Origin of the sequence: Ensifer canadensis (assembly GCF_017488845.2) — a bacterium.
GTDB lineage: Bacteria > Pseudomonadota > Alphaproteobacteria > Rhizobiales > Rhizobiaceae > Ensifer > Ensifer canadensis.
Genome location: NZ_CP083370.1, coordinates 1,317,846 through 1,339,862, shown reverse-complemented (window position 1 = coordinate 1,339,862; position 22,017 = coordinate 1,317,846). Strand labels below are relative to the sequence as shown.

Below are 22,017 nucleotides of genomic sequence, written 5' to 3'. Positions count from 1 at the left end.
TTGATTTTCGATCGGCCACTCGTGCCCGCCACGCTCGTGCAGCGCTACAAACGCTTTCTATTCGACGCTCTCCTCGCCGATGGTACGGCATTGACCGGCTCATGCCCCAACACCGGGTCGATGCGCGGACTGACGACGCCGGGTTCGCGCATCTGGATGTCGGAGCATGATAGCCCGACGCGCAAGTACCGGCAGATGCTCGAAATCGTCGAGGCGGATGGTACGCTGGTCGGCATCAACACCGGCCTGCCCAACCGTCTGGCGGAAGAGGCCATTCGGCTCGGACTTGTCGCCGACCTTCATCTCTACGAGAACCTCGCCCGCGAGCAGAAATACGGGCGCAATTCGCGAATCGACATTCTCTTGAGCGACAGCCTGCGCGGTCTTGCCTATGTCGAGGTGAAGAATGTGCATTTCAGTCGCAACCCTGGCGTGGCCGAGTTTCCCGACAGCCCGACTGCACGTGGCGCCAAGCACCTCGAAGAACTGGGAGACATGGTCGAAGCCGGCCATCGCGCGATCATGGTCTACCTAGTGCAGCGCAGCGATTGCGATCACCTGCAGATCTGCCGCGACTACGACCCTGTATATGCCGCTGCCTTCGATCGTGCCATGACCAGAGGTGTCGAGGCCTATGCGGTGAAATGCCTGGTATCGCCCTCCGAGATAGCACCGATCGGCTTGATCGCAATCGATGAGGCAGGTGCCAGCGCTATTCGCAACTTCGCCTGAGTTACCGATTTGGCACGCACGGCATCGCCAACCCTTAGCAACCTGCAACATTCTACGGATAGGCGCAGGCATTGATCCGCGTTAGGCTTGCCGATCTGCTTAGCGGAAGATCGCGGCTGCGAAATACTGTGCGCTGCGCCCTATATCAGTCCCTCAAGGTGCACGGCAGTGGACGAGGCTGCCCCTGCTGGATTATGAAATTCGACAGGAAACAACTGAAAGTTCTGGAATGGTGACTTACATCGAGGCAGGGTCCGCGCCCTATAAGAACACCGGCGTCATCCGCCTCTACGGACCGGAGGGGTTCGAAGGTATGCGCAAGGCCTGTCAGGTGACGGCGCGTTGCCTCGACGAACTGGTGTCGCGCGTTCGGCCCGGGGTGACGACCGAGGAGATCGACCGCTTCGTCTTCGAGTTCGGCATGGACAACGGCGCGCTTCCGGCAACGCTGAACTACCGCGGCTATACCAAGTCGTCCTGCACCTCGATCAACCACGTTGTCTGCCACGGTATTCCGAACGACAAGCCGCTTCGCGACGGCGATATCGTCAATATCGACGTGACCTATGTGATCGATGGCTGGCACGGCGATTCCAGCCGCATGTATCCGGTCGGCGAGATCAAACGTGCCGCCGAGCGGCTTCTCGACGTGACGCATGAGTGCCTGATGCGCGGCATTGCCGCCGTGCGTCCTGGCGCCCGCACCGGCGCGATCGGCGAAGCCATCCAGGCCTATGCCGAAGCCGAACGGTGCTCGGTCGTACGCGACTTCTGCGGACACGGCGTCGGCCGGCTTTTCCACGACGCTCCCAACATCCTGCATTACGGCCGCGCCAACGAGGGGCCGGAACTGCGCGAAGGCATGATCTTCACCATCGAGCCGATGATCAATCTCGGTCGCCCGCACGTGAAGGTACTTGCCGATGGCTGGACGGCGGTAACACGCGACCGTTCTCTCTCGGCGCAGTACGAGCATACGGTCGGCGTCACGGCTGATGGCTGCGAGATCTTCACGCTCTCGCCGGCCGGCCTCTTCAAGCCTGACATGGCCGCCATGGGCGCCGCATGAAGAAAAACTCCCGCTCATCCGCAGGCGATGCGACGCAGCCGGCGGACGAACGGTCGTTTTTTGCGGATCTGCAGCCGCAGGACGCGCATGTCTCAGACGCGGCAGCTCAGGCGGTCGAGGCGCACTATCTTGGCCACCGTGATCGGCTGCGAACACGGTATCGCGAGCACGGCGACGCCGCGCTTGCCGACTACGAACTCCTCGAAATGCTGCTGTTCCGGCTTATCCCGCGCAAGGATACCAAGCCGATTGCCAAGGCGCTGCTGACGCGCTTTGGCACGCTTGCCGGTGTATTCGGCGCACCGCTCCCGTTGCTGCAGGAGGTCGAGGGTGTTGGCGAATCGGTCGCGCTCGACCTGAAGCTCGTCTCGACGATCGGGCACCGAACGCTGAAGAGTGACCTGCGCAAGAAGCACATTCTCTCGTCCTGGTCGGCGGTGATCGAATATTGCCACGCGGCTATGGCCTATGAGACCAAGGAGCAATTCCGGATATTATTCCTCGACAAGCGTAATGCGTTGATTGCCGACGAGGTCCAGCAGACGGGCACGATCGACCACACGCCTGTCTATCCGCGCGAGGTCGTCAAGCGCGCACTCGAATTGTCGGCAACCGCGATCATCCTTGCGCATAATCACCCCTCAGGCGACCCCACGCCGTCGCGGGCGGATATCGACATGACCAAGCTGATCGTCGAGACAGCCAAGCCGCTCGGCATTGCGGTGCACGATCACATCATCATCGGCAAGGACGGCCATGTAAGCCTGAAGGGGCTGCGCCTCTTCTAGAGCGTTTCCGATTTGGACGGAATCGCACAAACGCTTTTTTACGCATTTCCTGATGGAAAACCGCTTCGCACTTTTCCTGGAAATGCTCTAGCCGCCGGGCTTTGCAATCAAAGCCATCGGGCGCGGCGGAAGAAGCGATACAGCGTCAGGCAGAGCCCGATGATCACGGCCAGCACCACGAAATAACCGTAGCGGAATTTAAGCTCCGGCATGTCGTCGAAGTTCATCCCGTAGATACCGGCAATTGCCGTCGGCACTGCAAGGATAGCTGCCCAGGAGGCAAGCTTGCGGGAGATCTCCGTCTGCTCGGATTGGCCGATCATCAAGCTGGCTTCAAAGGTGAAGGCCAGAACCTCGCGCAACGCATCGATATCTTCCTGCACGCGGCGGACATGGTCGGTCACATCGCGAAACAGCGGTTGCAGTGCCGCCTCCATGCCGGGCAGATCGATATGCTCGTGCCGCCGGCAGACATCGACCAGCGGCACGGCGGCATTGCGAAGCCTGAGCAGGTTGCGCCGGAGCAGATAGAGCCGTTCGATATCCGCCTTCTCCAGCCGTTGGCGAAGCAGACGATCCTCGAGCCGTTCGACTTCCTCGTGAATGGCCTCGATTACCGGCATGTAATTGTCGACGATGAAATCGAGGATCGAATACAGGATATAGTTCTCACCATGAGCAAGGGCAGCGGGTGACGCTTCGCATCGCTGCCGCACGGCCATATAGGAGGTCGAGGCGCCGTGGCGAACCGAGACGACGTAGCCGCGCCCGACGAAGAGATGCGTTTCGCCGAACGCGATTTCGACTCCGACCATATGAGCGGTGCGGGCAACGACGAAAATCGAATCGCCATAGATCTCAAGTTTAGGACGTTGATGCGCCTTGCAGGCGTCTTCGATCGCCAGGTCATGCAGATCGAACTCGCGCTGCACCTGGCGAAGCAACGCAGCATCCGGTTCATGGAGACCGATCCAGATGACGGCATTCGGGCGGTTTCGCCATTTGCTCGCATCTTCCACCTGAATGTCCTGGATGCGCACGCCGTTTTCGTAGACCGCAGCGGCGATCACGCCCTGCCTGTCCTCCCCATGCGGCGGTTCCGTGGTGCGCGAATAGTCCGAGCTTGGCTCGTTCATCAGGTCGAACGCCATAGAAGACCTCCCATGCCCGCATGAATTCCATGCACCGGTATGCTATTGGGTCATCGAGCATACGCGTATTTCGTCATATTCGCACCCAACAGGTTTCAAAGACGAAAACCACTTCATCAAACTGTGCGATTGACGATATAGACGCATGCGAGCGAGACTTTTCGCAGCGCACAACGATTCTTCCTTTTTTACGGAAATGCCCATGAACCAGTTCGATCTCATCGTCGTCGGAAGCGGACCCGCCGGCCGCCGTGGCGCCATCCAGGCCGCCAAGCTCGGCAAGAAGGTTCTCGTCATCGAACAGGGCAAACGCGTCGGCGGCGTTTCCGTGCACACGGGCACGATCCCGTCGAAGACCCTGCGCGAAACGGCGCTCAATCTCTCGGGTTGGCGCGAACGCGGCTTTTACGGCCGCTCTTACCGCGTCAAGGAGGAGATCAGCGCCGAGGATCTGCGCCAGCGACTGATCATCACCCTCAATCATGAGGTTGAGGTTCTCGAACACCAGTTTGCCCGCAACCGCGTGCAGCAGATGCGCGGCAAGGCAAGTTTCGTCGATCAGACCACGCTTGAAGTGGTCAAGGACGACGGCGAGACTTTGCTCGTTTCGGCGACCAGCATCATGCTTGCCGTCGGCACGAAGCCATTCCGTCCGGACTACATGCCCTTCGACGGCAAGACCGTGCTCGACAGCGACGAGCTGCTCGATATCTCGCAGTTGCCGCGCTCGCTCGTGGTGATCGGCGCCGGCGTCGTCGGCATCGAATATGCGACGATATTCAGTGCGCTAGACACGCAAGTGACGGTGATCGACCCGAAGACGACGATGCTCGACTTCATCGACAAGGAGATTGTCGAGGACTTCACCTATCAATTGCGCGACCGCAACATGAAACTCCATCTCGGGCAGAAGGCGGAAAAGGTCGAACGGCTCGACGATGGTAAGGTTCTGCTGACGCTCGACAACGGCCGCAGGATCGTGACCGACATGGTGCTCTTTGCCGCCGGCCGCATGGGCGCGACCGACACGCTCAATCTTCCGGCCGCCGGGCTCGAAGCCGACAGCCGCGGTCGGCTCAAGGTCAATCCCGAAACCTTCCAGACCTCAGTGCCCAACATCTACGCCGCCGGCGACGTGGTCGGCTTCCCGAGCCTTGCCTCGACTTCGATGGAACAGGGACGCATTGCTGCTCGCGTCGCAGTCGGCGCCATCGCCATGGAGCCGCAAAAATACTTCCCTTACGGCATCTATGCCGTTCCGGAAATCTCCACCTGCGGCCTTTCAGAAGAGGAGGTCAAGGAGCGCGGCATTGCCTATGAATGCGGCATTGCGCGCTTTCGCGAAACCTCGCGCGGCCACATCATGGGGCTCGACTCCGGTCTTTTGAAGATGATCTTTTCGCTAAAGACGCGCCGCCTGCTCGGCGTGCACATCCTCGGTGAAGGCGCGACCGAGCTGGTTCATATCGGCCAGGCCGTGCTGAACCTCAAGGGCACCGTCGAGTACTTTGTCGAGAACACGTTCAACTATCCGACGCTTGCCGAAGCCTACAAGATTGCCGGCCTCGACGCCTGGAACCGCATGGGCGAGATCAAGCCGACGGCTTAAAATGCCGCGAGGCCGGCCAGGTCGGCCCCGAACAAACCGCCGCGAATCAGATAGCCTCGCCGCCCTGACGTCGCCAAATCCGGCCACTTGAGAACGGCATCAAGTGATCGGCCTGGGCTTCGTTTTCACGCATACGGCCCGAATATGCTGCGCATCGTCGGGCCGTGTTTTGGCGAGCGATTGAGCATGGCACTACGCATCCTCTCCCTGAATGCCTGGGGCGGCAAGCTGCATGCGCCGCTGATACCGTATCTTGTCGAAGTCAACGCAGACATCCTGTGTCTGCAGGAGGTCGTGCGCTCTCCGGAGACGAGGTCAGAGTGGCTCCTTTACCGCGATCGCGATGCCGAGCTGCCGCAGCGCGCCAATCTCTTCGACGAGATCTGCGCAGCCCTGCCTGATCATGACGGGTATTTCTGCCCGACGTCGAGAGGCGAGCTTTCCGATGGCGATCGTATGGTCCATTCCGAATTCGGATTGGCGACATTCGTGCGCAAATCCTTTCCCGTCATCGGCCAGGCGCTCGATTTCGTCCATGGCGAGTTTTCGCCCGACGGTTGGGGCGAACATCCGCGCGCCCGAAATGCCCACTGCCTCCGCCTCTTCAACTATGAGCATGGCTTTTCCATAACCATCGCGCAGATGCACGGCCTGCGGACCACGAACGGCAAGGGCGACACGCCGGAGCGGCAGGCGCAGGCGGATGCGCTGGTACAACTTATCGGCCGCATTTGGCCCGGAAACGAAAGGCTCGTCGTCTGCGGCGATTTCAATGTCCTGCCTGAAAGCGCAACCTTTGCGGCGCTCGGCAGTCTCGGCCTGTCCGATCTCGTCACCGGTCGAGGTCACACGGATACACGCACATCGCACTACGGCAAATCAGGGCGTTACGCCGATTACATGCTGGCCACGCCGGATGTCGATGTCATCAGCTTCGACGTTGTCGAACAACCGGAAGTCTCGGATCACCGGGCGTTGCTGCTCGATCTTCGGTAAAGCAAAACGTCTCTGTGCACCCACCACGCACGACAAACATTTCCCCAACAGAAAAGGCCCCGCCGTAAACGGCAGGGCCTCAATTTGTAAGCAATCGAAGAAGTGATTACTCGGCGCTGTCGTCAGCAGCCTTTTTCTTGGCCGGAGCCTTCTTCTTCGGAGCAGCGGCTTCTTCGCCTTCAGCGGCGTCAGCCTTGGCAGCGGCCTTCTTCTTGGCCGGAGCCTTCTTGGCAGCCTTGCCTTCGGTTTCTTCGTCGTCAGCCGTCAGCTCTTCCTTGGAAACCGTCTTGTCGGTTACCGAGATCTCGGAGAGCAGGTGATCGACAACCTTTTCTTCGAACAGCGGAGCGCGCAGCGAAGCGGCGGCACCAGGCGTGTTCTTGAAGTAGTCGAGGATCTGCTTTTCCTGGCCCGGGAACTGGCGGAGCTGTTCGAACAGCGAACGCTGCAGTTCGTCGTCGCTGACCTGAACGCCGGCCTTTTCGCCGATTTCCGAGAGAACGAGGCCGAGGCGAACGCGACGCTCAGCGAGCTTGCGGTATTCGGCGCGTGCTTCTTCTTCGGTGGTTTCTTCGTCAGCGAAGGTCTTGCCGGCCTGCTGCAGATCGGTGTTGATCTGACGCCAGATGTTTTCGAATTCGGCTTCGACGAGGCGCTCCGGCGTATCGAACTGGTAGAGTTCGTCGAGCTGGTCGAGGATCTGACGCTTCACCTTCTGGCGGGTCAGCGAGCCGTACTGGCTCTCGATCTGGCCGCGAACGATTTCCTTCAGCTTGTCAGCCGATTCGAGGCCGAGCTTGGTGGCCAGTTCGTCGTTGATTTCGATGTCCTGGGCCGAAGCAACGTCCTTGACGGTGATGTCGAAGGTGGCTTCCTTGCCAGCGAGGTTCGCTGCCGGGTAATCGGCCGGGAACGTCACGGTGATGGTCTTCTCGTCGCCAGCCTTGACGCCGACGAGCTGCTCTTCGAAGCCCGGGATGAAGCGGTTGGAGCCGAGAACGAGTTCTGCGTCTTCGTCCTTGCCGCCGTCGAAGGCTTCGCCGTCAACCTTGCCGAGGTAGTCGATGGTGACGCGGTCGCCGTTGGCGGCCTTGCCCTTCTTCGATTCGTAGGTGCGAGCGCTTTCAGCGATACGCAGGATCTGCTCGTTGACTTCGTCTTCGGCGATCTCGACGACTTCGCGCGTCACCTTGATGCCGCTGACGTCCTTGAGTTCGATCGCCGGGATGATTTCGTAAGCGACGGTGAACTCGAGGTCAGCCTCAGCGTTGAGGATCTTGTCGGCTTCGGACTCGTCCTCGGTCATCGCGATTTCCGGCTGGGTCGCCGACTTCTCGCCACGGCCCGAAAGGATCTCGGTCGGCTTTTCGCGGACGATCTCGTTGACGAGATCTGCCATGATCGACTTGCCATAGACCTTCTTCAGATGCGCGAACGGCACCTTGCCCGGCCGGAAGCCGTTGATCTTCACACGGTCCTTCACTTCGGCCAGACGCTCGTTCATCCGAGCTTCCATGTCCTTGGCCGGGATAACGACCTTGAGTTCGCGCTTCAGCCCTTGAGCGAGCGTTTCGATAACCTGCATGTTCAAACCTTCATTTCACGTTGACTGTGCTCTTCCCCTTAGAAAGGTCTGGCGAGCACGTGAGCCGATCCATTTGCCGGGAGTGGCTTTACGCAGTTCCGTAACCGTTTTGCAAGCAAAATGGCACTCCAGCCCCCTTCATCATAGCAGAATCCGGACTTTTGGCGCGATGCTTGTCTTGGTGCGGGTAGAGAGACTTGAACTCCCACGCCTTGCGGCACCAGAACCTAAATCTGGCGTGTCTACCAATTTCACCATACCCGCGTTCAGACAATCGCACCGCCTGATCGTATTCCCGCAAGACCAACCAACGGAAATACCGCAGATAGAATGGGCATGCTGAGGTTCAGGGCTTTCCCGAGCGCGGCGTCTCTATATCACTCGTTTTCGCGGGATCAAAGGGAAAATGCGGTTACCCACGACAGATCGATCCGATCCCGCAGCAAGCGGTCAATAGAGCGTCTCTTCGTAGACAGGCGTGCCTTCGACGGCGATCTGCCTTATCTGTGCGCGCCCCGCATTATTGACGCGAACATTGACCGAAAGCGCCTCGGCATTGCGCGCTTGCTCCAGCACCCGGCCCTCGCCCTCCGGAACATAGAATCGCTCGATGCCATATGCGACGTTTATCGATGACGGGTTTTCACTCGACGAAGGGTAATAGGTGAACGGTTGCGATTGAAGCACGACACTGTCATCCGTCGGCGCAAGGGGCTTGAAGGACGCTTGCGCCGCACCCCAGAAGCCGTCCGGTTGTTTTGCCAGACGCACGAAAACCGTCGCTTCCGCCGGCGCCGTCGGCAATCCGTCCTTGAAAAGTGCCGGCGGCAGCCAGGAAATGTCATAGCTCAGGATGACGTAGTCGCCGCGCAGCAGATCCCTCGGATCAACCGGCACGGTCTTCAGCAGGACTTCCTTGCCGTTGCGCAGGATCGAAGCCCGGCTTTCGACCATGTAGCCAAGCGCTGCCGTCTGAAGGACGGCGGCAATCAGCGCGGCGATGAGCGGCGGCAACCAGCGACGCTTTGGCGAGAGACCAGTCATGGCGAAACCTCCTCGCGTCGCGTCCGCATCAGGCGCCCTTCGATCCGGATCACCAGCCAGGCGATCGCCGCCACCAGCAGGCCGGAAATCAGGAAGAAGCCCGAGGTTCCGAGCATTGAGCCCAGCGTCTCGAATGCGAGATAGAGAAGTTCACCAGCAAACGCCGCATAACCGAGGTAACGCACTGCCCCGTTCTGCGCGCCGGCAAGTGCGATCCCAAGCAGAGCGACGATGAGCACGGCCGCGCCGGCGGCCACTTCACTGGTCAAACCGTCAGCTTCAAACTGCAGCACCGAGAAACCGATGAGTGCCAAGGCGAAGGAATAGAATGCGGGCGCGGAGCCGGCTTCAAGCGCGATGGGGCGAAGCGGCGAGCCCGGCATGGCTGCCGCAAGGAAGGCGACAATGCCGCCGCCTGCCAGCGTGCCGGCAAAACCCAAGGACGAGTTCTCGATATAGAGCCAAATCAGCCATCCCGTGACGAGAAGATAGGCGAGGTGCCGCGCGCGACCTGCATCCGTCACACGCACCAGAATGACCACGAGGATGGCGAGCGCCGGGACGAGCCAGGTCTGCCATTCGACGATATCGCCAAGACCGCCCTCCGACAGCAACGTCAGGAAATAGGCCCAGGCCAGCCCGCCGCACACTGTTGTGACAGCCGCCGATCGAAAGGCGAGCGCCGTCACGCAAGCGCCGGCGATCCAGAGCAGGATCGCATCGGCTGCATCACCCGAGAGATGATACATCTGCCCGACCAGGGCAATGCCGGCACCAAACGACATCGCCGCCAGCACCAGAGCCGCCGCGGCCAGGCCGCCATTGCCTCGCCGGAGAAGCAACGCACCGGCAAGATGAAAGCCCCAGATCAAGGCGACAATACCGATCAGGCGGGCAAGACGCGGCAGTGCTTCCCAATTGGCCGCGACAAGCAGCAGGACGGAGGCCGACAGCAGCAGGGCGGCGAGCACCAGCAGAACACGCCCCGCCCGAAAGGTGGATTCGCGACCATCATACTCCGCAAGCATCTGTCGCGCGGAAGCCTCCGGCAGAAGCCCCATGCCAACCCAATGCTTGAAGTCCTTTTCCAGACGACCGCGATACATGCTGCCCCACCTCCTTCGGCGGCCCTGCCCTTGAAGACAAAAACCGAGGCGCTTACCTAATCACGCAATGGCGGAAAAACACAACCATTCGATCGCTCGGACCAGACGTTGGTCCGCCAGGATCTGACGGCTTGCGCAATGCGCATATCTTCCATGCGGATATTGCACTGCACAAATCGATTTAAGCACCCTATATTCAAATCATCAGAAGCGAACGAAGGCAAACAGCCAAGCGGACGCTAGCGGCAATGGTCAACCGCCCCGGAGTGCCGGGAAAGACCCGGACGAAAATTCGATGGAATTCGGAGCGGCGCACTCCTCCTCCCAGCGCCCCTCCGATACGATTGGCAACACTCCTCCTCCCAGTTGCCAATCACCTTCAATGACGCTCGCTGGACCTCCTCCCCCAGCGGGCGTTATTTCTTTTCAGCCCCCCCGTTTTTCATCCATCGCGACCAAGCGAAGCAATTGCACAATATTTGCGCAGATATCTGTCGACTTCACATCGAGGTATGCGCCGCATGCATAGGTGCCATGAGGCAACTGATCTACCCAAATTCGGCAGACTGAAGTACCTTCAACTCATCGATCGGGGCGGCGCACTCCTCCTCCCAGCGCCCCTCGATTTGGATTGGCAGCACTCCTCCTCCCAGTTGCCGATCAGAATAAAACGACGCTCGCTGGATCTCCTCCCCCAGCGGGCGTTGTTTGATTCAGCCATCCTCTTCTCTCTGCAGTCTCTTACGGTTCTGTCGGCATCCGGCAGCACATTGGTGGTATGGCGTCGACATCCCGGCCACAATGAGACTTGCAATAGCTGCATGGGTGCGATGCAGCATTATCTCTGTAACTTCTGCTAAAATCGATTATATTTCGGGTCATCAGATGACGGCCAGCCGAGAGATAAGCGCTGGCACACGACCCTAGAAAGGATAGGATCATGAACATCGCACGCTCTTTCAACAATTGGCGCAAGTATCGTCAGACCTGCAACGAACTCGGCCGCATGAGCGACCGGGAACTGAGCGACCTCGGCATCGGCCGCGGCGACATCCAGTACGTTGCACGTCAGGCCATCAAGTAATTCCAGGAGCGCTGCTTCGCGCAGCGCGCCGGACATTACCAACGCCCTCCGGTTCATTCCGGGGGGCGTTTTTCGTTGTCGAATTGCTGCCGCAAAATCACCTTCGCAATTGCGAAAGCGCGTCACCGATCGAGTTCTGCTTATAGCCAAGCAATCGTGCCTGGATTGAAGCTGGGAACCGCGGCGACACCGTCGGGCATCCGCGCAGAAAATAGCGCGATTACAAATCCTTAACGGGCCGCGCACGCACTTTAATCAATCTTTAAGTGATGGCGCGTTTTCGAGCGGGTGCAAATGTTGCCCAGCAATTTGGCGATGCACTGCACAAATGCATAGCAGCTGCATTTTCTTTGCACTCCACCTTCCAATTAGACAAGCGTATAAGAACCTCAACGACGCAGACAGATGGTTGTCGCGACAAACCGATCTTGAGGAAAAAGTCATGAACCCGATTCGTATCGCAAAAAGCTGGATTAACTACCGCCGCACCGTTAGCGAGCTCGGCAACCTGTCGAACCACGCTCTCAATGACATCGGCATCACCCGCTACGATATCCGCAACATCGCATCGCGTTCCTTCCGTTAATCGGAACGAACGACCAGACTTCCAAGACGGCGCCTTCAGGCGCCGTTTTCGTTTGTTCCCGGCGCAACGACGGTTGGAACGACAGGACGAGCATGGTAGGAAGCCGACCATGAGCAAAGACACCTCCTCCCACTCTCCCATTCATGTCATCGGCGGCGGCCTTGCCGGCTCCGAAGCGGCCTGGCAGATCGCCGAGGCCGGCGTTCCGGTCGTGCTGCACGAGATGCGCGGCGTCCGCGGCACCGATGCACATAAGACGGACGGCCTTGCCGAACTCGTCTGTTCCAACTCGTTCCGCTCCGATGATGCGACCAGCAATGCCGTCGGCGTACTCCACGCCGAAATGCGCCTTGCAGGCTCGCTGATCATGAAGGCGGCCGATGCCAACCAGGTTCCGGCCGGCGGCGCGCTTGCCGTCGACCGCGACGGCTTCTCCGACGCCGTCACCGCGGCGATCGACGGCCATCCGCTGATCACCGTGGTACGCGAAGAAATCCGCGGCCTGCCGCCGAAGGAATGGGACCTTGCAGTAATTGCAACCGGTCCGCTGACAGCGCCTGATCTCGCCGAATCGATCCGCCAGGAAACGGGCGCTGATGCGCTTGCCTTCTTCGACGCCATCGCGCCGATCGTCTATACCGAGACGATCGACATGGACATCTGCTGGTACCAATCACGCTATGACAAGGTCGGCCCCGGCGGTACGGGCAAGGACTATATCAACTGCCCGATGAACGAAGAGCAGTACAACGCCTTCATCGACGCACTCGTGGCCGGCGACAAGACCGGCTTCAAGGAGTGGGAAGGCACGCCTTACTTCGATGGCTGCCTGCCGATCGAGGTGATGGCGGAGCGCGGACGCGAGACGCTTCGCTACGGACCGATGAAACCGATGGGGCTCACCAACGCCCACAATCCGACGGTCAAGGCCTATGCCGTCGTCCAGCTTCGTCAGGACAATGCGCTCGGCACGCTCTACAACATGGTCGGTTTCCAGACGAAGCTGAAGTATGGCGCGCAGGCGGAAGTCTTCCGGATGATCCCCGGTCTCGAGAACGCCGAGTTCGCGCGCCTCGGCGGCCTGCACCGCAACACCTATATCAACTCGCCGACCCTGCTCGACGGCACACTAACTCTCAAGTCGCGGCCAGGCCTGCGCTTTGCCGGTCAGATCACTGGCTGCGAGGGTTATGTCGAGAGCGCAAGCATCGGCTTGCTGGCCGGCAGGTTCGCCGCGGCGGAACGCAAGGGTGAAACTTTGGCTGCACCGCCGGCAACGACGGCCTTCGGCGCGCTGCTCAACCACATCACCGGCGGTCACATCGTTTCCGACGACGAGCCGGGCAAACGTTCGTTCCAGCCAATGAACGTCAACTTCGGCCTGTTCCCGCCGCTGGAACCCGGCGCCATCATCAAGCCCGAAGGCGCCAAGCGCTTCCGCGGCAAGGAAAAGGCCGCAGCGAAGAAACAGGCCACGGCCGCCCGAGCGCTCGGCGACTGCGCCGCCTGGCTGAACGGATGCGCCTGAGAGCCAAACATTTCCTCGCAAACCGGATCCACTCCGGTTTGCGAGGGCTTTCCTTTTACAGAACTAAACTGATGTCATGAATGCCCGCAGCGTTTGCTAGCGGAGCGCCGGCTATTCGCTCGCCTGCGCCGAAGACGGCACATTTGCCTCGTCTGCCGTAAACTCGGACTTCGGGCTGAAACTGCCCAACAGCCACAACGATACCTCGGCCGCCTCGGCAGCGTTGTGAAATTCGAACGCGTTGTCGAGATAGGCGAAATCAGGGAAATGGACAATCAGACCGCGGCCGCTGTCCGAACTGTTGACCCGGACTTTTCCCGGCTGAATGACGTGGCAGACATAATGCGTGCCGTGCGACTGGATGAAACCAGCCTTGCCGTCATGCAGCCGCAGAAAAATTGCCTTGCGGTCCGCCGTCGAATGAAGTGCACGGATCGCTTCGTCCGGAAAGGCGCGCCCGAACTCGACCATTGCCGAGCCAGCATCCGGATCGTCCCAATCCCGCTCGGCCCGTGCGTTCATCCACATGTAGAAGGCGCCGGCGAGAATGGCGATGATGATGAAAAGCAGCCAGAGCATCAGACAGGCCCCCTAAGTCGGTAATGAGTCGATAGGGTGTGTTTATACGATGCGAGCCTTGCGCCAATTTGACCAGCCTCGTGCCGTGGCTAGCTGGCCTACAACATGCCGCGCAGGTCTCGGCACCAAAGCGCGCCGCCATCTTTCGCTAACGTTTGACTTCGCTTCAAGCTCTGGTTTTTGTGCAGGTCGTTATAGCAAAGCCATTGAACACATTTGCGCGGCCGGCTTCAAAACCGCTTGCGCCTGCTCGCCCACCACATCCACCACTGCCGCCGCCATTGCGCCGGCCTTATCGGATTGCGCAGCAACTCTGCGCCGACAGCATCCGCGCGATTGAAGATCGGCTCGGCGAGGGCCAGGGGAACGAAGGCGGCGAAATTGTCGGGTGAGATCGTGTCGAGCCGGGCGCGCGCCTTGGCCAGATGATCGCGGCCGAAACCGGCGAAGGCCCGGATCGCCCGCCCGATTGCTTGCCCGTCTTCTCCGGCGAGCAGCGCTTCGCGGTCAAGCCCGGTTGCTCGCAGAAGCTCGGCCGGCAGATAGACCTGGCCGCGGCGGGAATGTTGCGGCAGGAGCAGAAGCAGGCCTGCGACGGTCTGCGCGACGCCGGCATGACCGGCTGCCTCCGCAGACCTTGCGGCGTTCTGCGGATCGAGGACGAGCGACGACAGCTGAATGAGCGCCGAGGCGGTCTCGCCGGCGTAACCTTCGAACGCCGCCCTGTCCTCCATCGGATCATCGTAGAGGTCGAAGATCCGTGCATCGATCATGTTCTGAAATACAGCGATCGGAAGCCGATGCTTACGAATGCACGCGAGCAACGCCCGCGCGAGCGGATGCCCCTCGCCCGTCGCCGCTTCGTTCTCCAACAGCTCCCGCCACCATTGCATTCGGATTTCACCGGGGATGGGCTCGTGCACGAGTTCGCGAATGCGGGCGAGCTCGGCGTTGAAGGCATAGAGCGGAGCGAGTGACGGCTGGCTGGCCACCGGCGCCAGCAGACAGGCGAGGTAACGGTCGCGATCCGTGTCCCTGAGGTCGGTCAGGATCTGGGCATCAATGTCTTGCACGCAAGTCTTCCCCTGGCCGCGATCAGACGGCAATCAGCGCGACGGCGACCGCACGCGCTTCGGCCAGCATCACGTTGTAGGTTCTGACAGCTGCTCCCGTGCTCATCGGATCGGACGAGATGTTCAATGCACGCAGGGCCGTTTTCAGCTCGGCCGGCAGTTGCCGGATATCGAGGCCGGTGCCGACCAACAGCACCTCGATGTCACTCGCTTCGTCCAGCACGCGCTGGAACTTCTCGACCAACAACGGATCGCCTTCAACAACGTCCCACGCATAGACGCCCGATGGCAGCATCAGCACGGAGCCGCGGTGCGACATATCGGCAAAGCGGAAGCCGCCATTGCCATAGGCATCGATCGGGGCGCGCCCCGGAAAATGCGCTTCGCGGATCTCGATACCCTTGGGCATTTCAGACTGAACCCTTTGCCGTTTGCGCCGCTCCGGCGCCCGGGCCGGAGGAATTCTCCCCGCCCTGGAAATGGTCCGTCCGCTTGCGGAAGAGAATGAGGATCGGACCAGCGATATAGATCGAAGAGATCGTGCCGACGATGACGCCAAACAAGAGGGTAACGCTGAAAGAGCGGATAAGACCGCCACCGAAGAGGTAGAGCGCCGCCAGCGCCAGCACCGTCGTCAGCGCCGTCAGGATCGTGCGCGACAGCGTCTGGTTGATCGAGGCGTCGATCAACACCGACAGCGGCATCTTCTTGTAGCGGCCGAGGTTCTCCCGGATACGATCATAGATGACGACCGTATCGTTCAGGGAGTAACCGACGATGGTCAGAACGGCGGCGATGCTGCCGAGATTGAACTCGATGCCGGTTATCACCAGGAAGCCGATCGTCAGCAGCACGTCGTGCAGGGTTGCGATGATGGCGCCGAGCGCGAAACGCCATTCGAAGCGCAGCCACACGTAAAGCAGGATCGCAGCAAAGGAGACCGCAAGCCCAATAGTGCCGGCGCGCGTCAATTCGCCCGAGACAACCGGACCGACGACTTCGACGCGCTTGAACGCATATTCGTCGCTGAGCTCTGCCCGGATGACGCCGATCGCGGTCTGCTCGGCGTTGTCGCCGGCTTCCTGTGACGGCACGCGCACCAGGACATCGTTACCAGAACCCAGATGCTGTACCTGAACTTCGCCGAGGTTCAACTCATCGAGCCGCACGCGCAGATCGGCGATATCGACATTGCCGGCCTTGCTTTCGAGTTCGATGATCGAGCCACCCTTGAAGTCGACCCCCAGATTGAGACCGAGACTTGCGAGCAGCAGTACGGAAGCAACCGACAAGGCGGCCATGACGATGAAGACCGGGTTGCGGATCGCCATGAAGCGGATGTCGAGATCGCTGAAGCGTCCCGTACGAATACCCTTCGGCAGATGCTGCGCCTTCCAGCCGCGCAGCCAGGCCTTGGCGATCCTGCGGGTGATCGTGTAGGCGGTAAACAAGGTCGTGAAGCTGCCGATCGCAAGCGTGACGGCGAAGCCGCGCACGGGACCAGACCCAAGGTAGAAAAGGATCGCACCGGCAATCAGCATCGTTAGATTGGCATCGAAAAGGCTGCTGAACGCGCGCGCAAAGCCCTTGTTGACCGATTGGACCAGCGGTTGACCACCGCGCGCTTCCTCGCGGATGCGCTCATAGATCAAAACGTTGGAATCGACAGCCACGCCGATGGTCAGAATGATTGCGGCAATACCCGGCAATGTCAGCGTCGCACCGGTGAGTGAAAGTGCGGCGATGATCAAAATGAGATTCACGGCCAGAGCCGCGACGGCGAAGATGCCGAAGACGCCGTAGAAGAAAATCATCGAAACAGCGACTGCAACGGCAGCGATGAAGCCGGCCTTGAGGCCGTCACCGATCGCGTCATCGCCCACGCCCGGCCCGACGGTCCGCTCCTCGACGACAGTCAACGTCGCCGGTAGTGGCCCGGTTCTGACGAGGGCTGCGAGATCGGTGGCACCCTCCTCCGGCAGATCGGCGGTAATGATTGCCGTATCGCCCTTGACGGCAGCCGCAAGTGTCGGCGCAGCGACGACCTGGTCGTCGAGAATGATCGCGACTTTCTGGTCGGCGCCCTTTGCCTGAAGTGCGGCAACACGGCCGGTTGCCGCCGGTGTCAGCTTGATCGCGACCGACGCCTCGGCACTTGTCGCGTCGATATCCGGCTGCGCGGCGGTGAAGTCTTCGCCCGACAGCAGCCGGGTCTTCTCGACGAGATAGGGTATCGGCGGATCGTCGAAGGAATAAAGAACTTCGCTGCCGGCCGGCGGCTGCGCTTCAACAGCCTGCTCAACGGGCACGGCGACATTCAGCATCTGGAAGGAAACGCGGGCGCGCTGGCTAAGCAGGTCCTTCAGGCGCTGCGGATCCGCCAGACCCGGCACCTGGACGATAAGCCGATCATCACCCCGGCGCTGGATCAGGGGGTCTGCCACCCCGACTTCGGCAATCCGGCGCCGAACGACGTCCATGGTCTGTGCCAGAGCCTGCGACATCCTGTAGTCGATGCCTTCGTCGCTCAGGCGAAGGCGGATCAAGTCGTCTGCCTCGGCGCTGTCGAAGGCAAGTTCGGTAACTTCGTCGCTGACCAGACCACCAGTTTCCACCGGTGCCATGAGCGGAGCAAGCGCCGCACGCGCTGTCGGCAACTTGGCTCGGTCACGAACCCGCAGCGAGATCAACTGACCTTCGCCCGACAGGCCGAAATAGGCAATGTCGGCATCGCGCAGCGCTTTGCCGACATCATTTGTCACCGCTTCAAGCCGCTCGGCGAGAATGTCCTCGCGCGAGGCCTGCAGCATGAAATGCGAGCCACCCTGGAGGTCGAGCCCCAACGCCACCTGACGGTGCGGAAGCCACGAAGGCAGCGCATCCGCCTGTTCCTTCGTCAGGAAGTTCGGCATCGCGAGCGCGACACCCAAAAGCACTGCCAGCCAAACAAGAGCGCTCTTCAACGGCTTCAGATTGGACATGCCTCAAACGCTCCGTTTCCCGGACACATCCGGTTGTGGCTGGACTTCGATTATTCCTTTACGGGTTCGCCCTTGACGCGAACTTCCGATACGCCGCTGCGAACGACGCGAATCTTGATGCCTTCGGCAATTTCGACTTCCAGCTCGCTATCGTCGACCACCTTCGTCACCTTGCCGACGATGCCGCCGCCGGTCACGACCTGGTCACCGCGACGGATGTTCTTCAGCAGCTCGTCGCGGCGCTTCATCTGTGCACGCTGCGGGCGAATGATGAGGAAATACATAACAACAAAGATCAGCAGGAAGGGCAGAATGGACATAAGGATGTCCGCGCCGCCGGTCGACGGGGCGCCGGCTGTCTGCGCAAAAGCTTCGGTAATGAACATCGATCACTCCTTGAGTTCAAAATATGCGGCGGTTCCTCCGCGCCAAATCGGCCGGAATATAAGGGCGCGCAGCCGCAATGCAAAGCGACGGCACCCGTATCCGTTCCAGTGCCTCTGACATAATTTGGGCAAGAGGAGAACCCCCTCTCCCACCCAGTGCGGCCTTTTCCAGCGCAAACCTGCGTGCTACCCGGTTAAACCGAAGCCAAGTGACTGATTCAGCAAGCGGAGATGGACCGATGAGTGAAACAAAGATCGACGTTCTCATCAAGGAAATGCAGAAGCTTTCCGCGGCGATCGAACGCATCGCCGGCCCCGCTGCCGCTGCCAACGATTGGGACGCGGCAGAGTGCTTCGTCTGGGCGCCGGCAAGCCACCACTTGCAGCCGGTCAAAAGACCGAACCGGATCGAACTGTCGCTGATCACCGGCGTCGACCACGTGCGTGATATCCTGGTCGACAACACGTTGCGCTTTACCGAAGGTTATCCGGCAAACAACGTGCTTCTGTGGGGCGCGCGCGGCATGGGGAAATCCTCGCTGGTCAAATCGGTTCACGCACAGGTCGCACGCGATACGGGCATCGCCGTGAAGCTGGTGGAGGTTCACCGCGAGGATATCGCGACGCTACCGGCGCTGATGGAAATCCTGAAATCCGCGCCGGTGCCGGTGATCGTTTTCTGCGACGACCTTTCCTTCGACCATGACGACACGTCCTACAAGTCGCTCAAAGCCGTGCTCGACGGTGGCGTCGAGGGGCGTCCGACCAACGTATTGCTCTACGCCACGTCCAACCGGCGTCATCTTCTGCCGCGGCACATGATGGAAAACGAGCAATCGACCGCCATCAACCCATCGGAAGCAGTCGAAGAGAAAGTATCATTGTCGGATCGCTTCGGACTGTGGCTCGGCTTCCACAAATGCAGCCAGGAAGATTATCTGGCGATGATCGACGGCTATGCGGCTCACTACGGCCTTGCGGTGGACAAGGATATTCTGCACGCCGATGCGCTGGAATGGTCGACGACGCGGGGAGCAAGGTCCGGCCGCGTCGCCTGGCAGTTCATTCAGGATCTGGCCGGTCGCCTGCGCCACCGGCTGGAAGGCTAAGCCGCCTATTCCAGGAACGTGGCCGGGTTCACGGCGCTGGCGTTCTTGCGCACTTCGAAGTGGACTTGCGGCTGGCTTGCGCGGCCGGTCATACCGGATGCCGCGAGCGTCTGGCCGCGCTGCACCTTCTGGCCGCGCTGGACTTTCAGTTCGGAAGCATTGCCGTAGACGGTGACCGTGCCGTCGTCGTGACGGATGAGAACGGCGTTGCCCAGTTCCTTCAGGCTGCTGCCGGAGTAGATGACCACACCATTTTCAGCTGCCTTGATCGGCGTGCCCTCGGGCACGGAGATGTTGATGCCGTCGTTGCGGTTGCCATCGACATTGGCGCCGTAGCCGGCAACGACCGCGCCGCGTACCGGCCAGCGATACTTGCTGATACCCGTCGACTTCGGCGATTCCTCGTCAACGTCAGGGGTCTTGCTGGCGACTTCGGACACGCTCTGCTTGGCAACGGGAGGCTGGTACTCGGCGGGCTTGCTCTTGTCGAGCGCGGCGACCTGACCTTCGGCTTTCTTGGGCGGAACCGATGCCGTCTTCACCTGGTCGGTCGCTGCGCCCGGCACCTTCAACGTCTGGCCGACACGGATCGATTCTGCCGTCAGGCCGTTGGCCTGCTTGAGGGCGCCGACCGAAACACCCGTTGCCTTGGCGATACGATTGAGGGAATCACCCGGCTTGACGGTGTACGAGCCGTTGCCGCTGCCCTCGCCCGTCGAAGCGACCTTGCCTGCAGCAACATCCGTCTTGCCTGCACTCTTATCGCGGGACTGCGACTGACCGGGCAGGATTGCGACATCGCGCTGATCGGTCGGCAAGGGCGATGGCTGGCGCTTGCTGCCATCCAGATCGGTCATCGTGTTGGACGCGGCAGCCTTCGCGGCACTGCTCGCAACACCGAAGGTCGGGATCACCAGGCGCTGACCGGGCTCGACCTGTCCAGCGGTCTTCAATCCGTTGGCCTTCAGGATTTCCTTTTCAGGAACACCGAAACGCTTGGAGAGAATGGACACACTGTCGCCCTGGCGAACCATGATCGAGGGAGCATTCTGCGTCGTCCAGCCGCTCTTGCTCGCAGTATCGTTGACGGCAGCGGGCAATGCCTGACGCGTGGCCGTGGAGACCTGCTCGACCTGGCGTGCGGCTGGGAACGGTTGCGGATCAATACGCTGGCTGGAGGCCGCCGTCGGATCGGCGAGGGTCGAACGCTGCACGCTCATCGGCGTCGAGGCGGCGCGGGCGCTGGAGACCGGCGTCGACGCCGTATTGACCGGATCGTAGCCACCGTTCGCCGCGGGATAAGGCTGCCCGAGAGCCGAGTTGCGCGTATCGGCCGGAGAGACAACAGCCATCTGGCCGCTGTCGACATCGCCGCGCGGCACCGGCGTGGTATTTCTCTGAATTGAGCTGGTCGTCAGCGTGTCCGATCGCGAAAACAAGCCGTCGAAACGGCTGGCGTCGGAGCTGCACCCTGTGGCAACGCCTGCCAGCAAAACTGCTGCACACAGGCGGATCGTGGACTTTCCAACCTTGGGAGATACAAACTGACGCATGACGCTTACCCACTCCGAACGCAACTCGATGTGGGATGATTAAAGCGTATTAGAGTTACCGCACGGTTAAGGGCGACACCACCAAAGACCTAGTTTGACAGAATGCTAACCATAGACCGGTGCAAAGGCTCGCCTTAGCGGCGCTGCAAACTTAGATCAGTTCGGAATAGAGGCGTTCGATCTCGGAGACGGCACGCCGCTCGGTTGGCTCGCCCTCATAGCTAATGCTTGTCAGATCCCAGGCAAAAATCTGGCGTCCAGCCGGCGCTGCGGGAGCTTCCGACTGCGCAGTCTTGTCTTCCTCGAGAAGCACGCTCACCAGCGTCTGGAACGTCGTCTCTCCATCAAGGCCGCTTGCCTGATCGTATTCGAGCGAGCGTAGCCCGGCGACAGCCGCCTCACGCGTCCCGAAATAGCGCAGGCTATGCTGGTCCTCGGACCGCAGGCCATCATAGTACTCGATGAAGCCCTTGTAGTAGCCACTGTGATCACCGGTCTCCAGGAACTTTCCGAACGCCTGGTATTCCCGCAAGGCCAATTGCGGCGACAGGCGGTTGTTCCACTCGTCGCGCGTCAGGGCCGGTTGGCCGTCGGAGGATCTTCTGTTCTGACTGAGATAAAGCAGCGCATCGGCGGAAAGCGAAATCCGCGGCGTCGGATCGAAGAACGTGGCCTGCATCGCCTGAGCGGCATTTTCATCCTTACCGCCTGCGCCGGATTGCCCCGCCGCACGGCCGGCAAGGTTGCCCAGTCCATCGCCTGATGCCGCGGCCGTCAGCCTGTTCGCAATCTGCATGTGCCGTCTCCGTCAACCGCACGACCAGATCGCCTTTCCGAACCGCATAGAAATTCAGCGACTCGCAAGGCCAAACCTTTCGTGCAGCCGAAGGCGTATGGCGCGAAGCTTGCGCGAAACTGGAGAGATTAGGATTTTGTTAACCAATAGACGGTCGTCGGGGCGATCCGCCCGCCCTCATCACGTGGCCACGACGAGGATCTCTGCGTCGCACTTTTAAAAGAGCCGCCATGCCTACTGCATGTTTTCTTAAATCGCATTC

Annotated in this window: 20 protein-coding genes and 1 tRNA gene; 9 read left to right on the top strand and 12 right to left on the bottom strand. The window is 60.5% G+C overall.

Annotation, left to right across the window (positions count from 1 at the left end):
• The 3 genes from sfsA (at position 1) to radC (ending at position 2,589) form a co-directional block, all read left to right on the top strand.
• Positions 1-732: a DNA/RNA nuclease SfsA gene (sfsA, locus tag J3R84_RS06550; RefSeq protein WP_025426877.1), complete on the top strand. Its 732-nt coding sequence runs from the start codon at positions 1-3 to the stop codon at positions 730-732.
• A 229-nt stretch (positions 733-961) separates the two neighbouring features.
• The gene (gene map / locus J3R84_RS06545) at positions 962-1,801 is read left to right on the top strand and encodes a type I methionyl aminopeptidase (RefSeq protein WP_057205024.1); all 840 of its coding nucleotides are present in this window, start codon (positions 962-964) and stop codon (positions 1,799-1,801) included.
• Entirely contained in the window at positions 1,798-2,589 is a 792-nt protein-coding gene (gene radC / locus J3R84_RS06540) for a RadC family protein (protein ID WP_203527243.1), read from the top strand. The genes map and radC overlap by 4 nt, the downstream gene beginning before the upstream one ends.
• 107 nt (positions 2,590-2,696) lie before the next feature.
• Here the strand turns inward: radC and J3R84_RS06535 are convergent, their stop codons facing one another.
• Positions 2,697-3,725, bottom strand: coding sequence for a magnesium and cobalt transport protein CorA (locus tag J3R84_RS06535; protein ID WP_038576918.1), 1,029 nt, complete (start codon positions 3,723-3,725; stop codon positions 2,697-2,699).
• A gap of 217 nt (positions 3,726-3,942) precedes the next feature.
• Here J3R84_RS06535 and sthA point away from each other — a divergent pair, with 217 nt between their 5' ends.
• Entirely contained in the window at positions 3,943-5,349 is a 1,407-nt protein-coding gene (sthA, locus tag J3R84_RS06530) for a Si-specific NAD(P)(+) transhydrogenase (RefSeq protein ID WP_025426873.1), read from the top strand.
• 186 nt (positions 5,350-5,535) lie between these two features.
• Positions 5,536-6,345, top strand: a complete 810-nt coding sequence (locus tag J3R84_RS06525; RefSeq protein WP_203527244.1) for an endonuclease/exonuclease/phosphatase family protein — start codon at positions 5,536-5,538, stop codon at positions 6,343-6,345.
• Positions 6,346-6,451: 106 nt separating this feature from the next.
• Here the strand turns inward: J3R84_RS06525 and tig are convergent, their stop codons facing one another.
• The 4 genes from tig to J3R84_RS06505 all read right to left on the bottom strand — a co-directional run bounded on the left by tig (position 6,452) and on the right by J3R84_RS06505 (position 10,080).
• Entirely contained in the window at positions 6,452-7,930 is a 1,479-nt protein-coding gene (gene tig, locus J3R84_RS06520; protein WP_025426871.1) for a trigger factor, read from the bottom strand.
• A 179-nt stretch (positions 7,931-8,109) separates the two neighbouring features.
• Positions 8,110-8,194 (bottom strand) — tRNA-Leu (locus tag J3R84_RS06515).
• Positions 8,195-8,380: 186 nt separating this feature from the next.
• Positions 8,381-8,974: a GDYXXLXY domain-containing protein gene (locus J3R84_RS06510; protein ID WP_025426870.1), complete on the bottom strand. Its 594-nt coding sequence runs from the start codon at positions 8,972-8,974 to the stop codon at positions 8,381-8,383.
• Positions 8,971-10,080: a DUF2157 domain-containing protein gene (locus J3R84_RS06505; protein ID WP_057205027.1), complete on the bottom strand. Its 1,110-nt coding sequence runs from the start codon at positions 10,078-10,080 to the stop codon at positions 8,971-8,973. Before J3R84_RS06505 ends, J3R84_RS06510 begins: the two co-directional genes overlap by 4 nt.
• Positions 10,081-11,020: 940 nt before the next feature.
• On the opposite strand from J3R84_RS06505, the gene J3R84_RS06500 reads away from it, so the two are divergent.
• The 3 genes from J3R84_RS06500 (at position 11,021) to trmFO (ending at position 13,278) form a co-directional block, all read left to right on the top strand.
• On the top strand, positions 11,021-11,164 hold the full coding sequence (locus J3R84_RS06500) for a DUF1127 domain-containing protein (RefSeq protein ID WP_203527245.1): 144 nt from the start codon (positions 11,021-11,023) through the stop codon (positions 11,162-11,164).
• Positions 11,165-11,606: 442 nt separating this feature from the next.
• Positions 11,607-11,750, top strand: a complete 144-nt coding sequence (locus J3R84_RS38690) for a DUF1127 domain-containing protein (RefSeq protein WP_065781539.1) — start codon at positions 11,607-11,609, stop codon at positions 11,748-11,750.
• 109 nt (positions 11,751-11,859) lie between these two features.
• Positions 11,860-13,278: a methylenetetrahydrofolate--tRNA-(uracil(54)-C(5))-methyltransferase (FADH(2)-oxidizing) TrmFO gene (gene trmFO, locus J3R84_RS06490; RefSeq protein WP_025426868.1), complete on the top strand. Its 1,419-nt coding sequence runs from the start codon at positions 11,860-11,862 to the stop codon at positions 13,276-13,278.
• Positions 13,279-13,389: 111 nt separating this feature from the next.
• On the opposite strand, the gene J3R84_RS06485 is transcribed toward trmFO, so the two are convergent.
• From J3R84_RS06485 to yajC, 5 genes are all read right to left on the bottom strand, one after another.
• Positions 13,390-13,857, bottom strand: coding sequence for a hypothetical protein (locus J3R84_RS06485; protein WP_025426867.1), 468 nt, complete (start codon positions 13,855-13,857; stop codon positions 13,390-13,392).
• A 230-nt stretch (positions 13,858-14,087) separates the two neighbouring features.
• Positions 14,088-14,930, bottom strand: coding sequence for a phytoene/squalene synthase family protein (locus J3R84_RS06480; protein ID WP_025426866.1), 843 nt, complete (start codon positions 14,928-14,930; stop codon positions 14,088-14,090).
• Between the two features lie 22 nt (positions 14,931-14,952).
• Positions 14,953-15,339 carry an Mth938-like domain-containing protein gene (locus J3R84_RS06475; RefSeq protein WP_025426865.1) on the bottom strand — a complete coding sequence of 129 codons (387 nt, stop codon included), beginning with the start codon at positions 15,337-15,339 and terminating at the stop codon, positions 14,953-14,955.
• A 1-nt stretch (position 15,340) separates the two neighbouring features.
• On the bottom strand, positions 15,341-17,911 hold the full coding sequence (gene secDF, locus J3R84_RS06470) for a protein translocase subunit SecDF (RefSeq protein ID WP_057214180.1): 2,571 nt from the start codon (positions 17,909-17,911) through the stop codon (positions 15,341-15,343).
• Between the two features lie 50 nt (positions 17,912-17,961).
• A complete protein-coding gene (yajC, locus tag J3R84_RS06465) occupies positions 17,962-18,297 on the bottom strand; it encodes a preprotein translocase subunit YajC (RefSeq protein WP_025426863.1) in 336 nt (111 codons plus the stop codon).
• Between the two features lie 239 nt (positions 18,298-18,536).
• On the opposite strand from yajC, the gene J3R84_RS06460 reads away from it, so the two are divergent.
• Positions 18,537-19,406 carry an ATP-binding protein gene (locus J3R84_RS06460; protein ID WP_025426862.1) on the top strand — a complete coding sequence of 290 codons (870 nt, stop codon included), beginning with the start codon at positions 18,537-18,539 and terminating at the stop codon, positions 19,404-19,406.
• Positions 19,407-19,411: 5 nt separating this feature from the next.
• Here the strand turns inward: J3R84_RS06460 and J3R84_RS06455 are convergent, their stop codons facing one another.
• The gene (locus tag J3R84_RS06455; protein ID WP_025426861.1) at positions 19,412-20,959 is read right to left on the bottom strand and encodes a peptidoglycan DD-metalloendopeptidase family protein; all 1,548 of its coding nucleotides are present in this window, start codon (positions 20,957-20,959) and stop codon (positions 19,412-19,414) included.
• A gap of 151 nt (positions 20,960-21,110) precedes the next feature.
• A complete protein-coding gene (locus J3R84_RS06450) occupies positions 21,111-21,755 on the bottom strand; it encodes a hypothetical protein (protein WP_025426860.1) in 645 nt (214 codons plus the stop codon).
• Between the last annotated feature and the right edge of the window lie 262 nt (positions 21,756-22,017).

What these genes read in the sequence shown, in the direction of transcription:
- radC (WP_203527243.1), top strand. Translation starts at nt 1,798, where the DNA reads ATGAAGAAAAACTCCCGCTCATCCGCAGGCGATGCGACGCAGCCGGCG.
- sthA (WP_025426873.1), top strand. Translation starts at nt 3,943, where the DNA reads ATGAACCAGTTCGATCTCATCGTCGTCGGAAGCGGACCCGCCGGCCGC.
- J3R84_RS06455 (WP_025426861.1), bottom strand. Translation starts at nt 20,959, where the DNA reads ATGCGTCAGTTTGTATCTCCCAAGGTTGGAAAGTCCACGATCCGCCTG.
- J3R84_RS06535 (WP_038576918.1), bottom strand. Translation starts at nt 3,725, where the DNA reads ATGAACGAGCCAAGCTCGGACTATTCGCGCACCACGGAACCGCCGCAT.
- J3R84_RS06460 (WP_025426862.1), top strand. Translation starts at nt 18,537, where the DNA reads ATGAGTGAAACAAAGATCGACGTTCTCATCAAGGAAATGCAGAAGCTT.
- J3R84_RS38690 (WP_065781539.1), top strand. Translation starts at nt 11,607, where the DNA reads ATGAACCCGATTCGTATCGCAAAAAGCTGGATTAACTACCGCCGCACC.
- J3R84_RS06485 (WP_025426867.1), bottom strand. Translation starts at nt 13,857, where the DNA reads ATGCTCTGGCTGCTTTTCATCATCATCGCCATTCTCGCCGGCGCCTTC.
- J3R84_RS06450 (WP_025426860.1), bottom strand. Translation starts at nt 21,755, where the DNA reads ATGCAGATTGCGAACAGGCTGACGGCCGCGGCATCAGGCGATGGACTG.
- J3R84_RS06510 (WP_025426870.1), bottom strand. Translation starts at nt 8,974, where the DNA reads ATGACTGGTCTCTCGCCAAAGCGTCGCTGGTTGCCGCCGCTCATCGCC.
- trmFO (WP_025426868.1), top strand. Translation starts at nt 11,860, where the DNA reads ATGAGCAAAGACACCTCCTCCCACTCTCCCATTCATGTCATCGGCGGC.
- tig (WP_025426871.1), bottom strand. Translation starts at nt 7,930, where the DNA reads ATGCAGGTTATCGAAACGCTCGCTCAAGGGCTGAAGCGCGAACTCAAG.
- map (WP_057205024.1), top strand. Translation starts at nt 962, where the DNA reads ATGGTGACTTACATCGAGGCAGGGTCCGCGCCCTATAAGAACACCGGC.
- J3R84_RS06475 (WP_025426865.1), bottom strand. Translation starts at nt 15,339, where the DNA reads ATGCCCAAGGGTATCGAGATCCGCGAAGCGCATTTTCCGGGGCGCGCC.
- J3R84_RS06525 (WP_203527244.1), top strand. Translation starts at nt 5,536, where the DNA reads ATGGCACTACGCATCCTCTCCCTGAATGCCTGGGGCGGCAAGCTGCAT.
- secDF (WP_057214180.1), bottom strand. Translation starts at nt 17,911, where the DNA reads ATGTCCAATCTGAAGCCGTTGAAGAGCGCTCTTGTTTGGCTGGCAGTG.
- J3R84_RS06505 (WP_057205027.1), bottom strand. Translation starts at nt 10,080, where the DNA reads ATGTATCGCGGTCGTCTGGAAAAGGACTTCAAGCATTGGGTTGGCATG.
- J3R84_RS06500 (WP_203527245.1), top strand. Translation starts at nt 11,021, where the DNA reads ATGAACATCGCACGCTCTTTCAACAATTGGCGCAAGTATCGTCAGACC.
- yajC (WP_025426863.1), bottom strand. Translation starts at nt 18,297, where the DNA reads ATGTTCATTACCGAAGCTTTTGCGCAGACAGCCGGCGCCCCGTCGACC.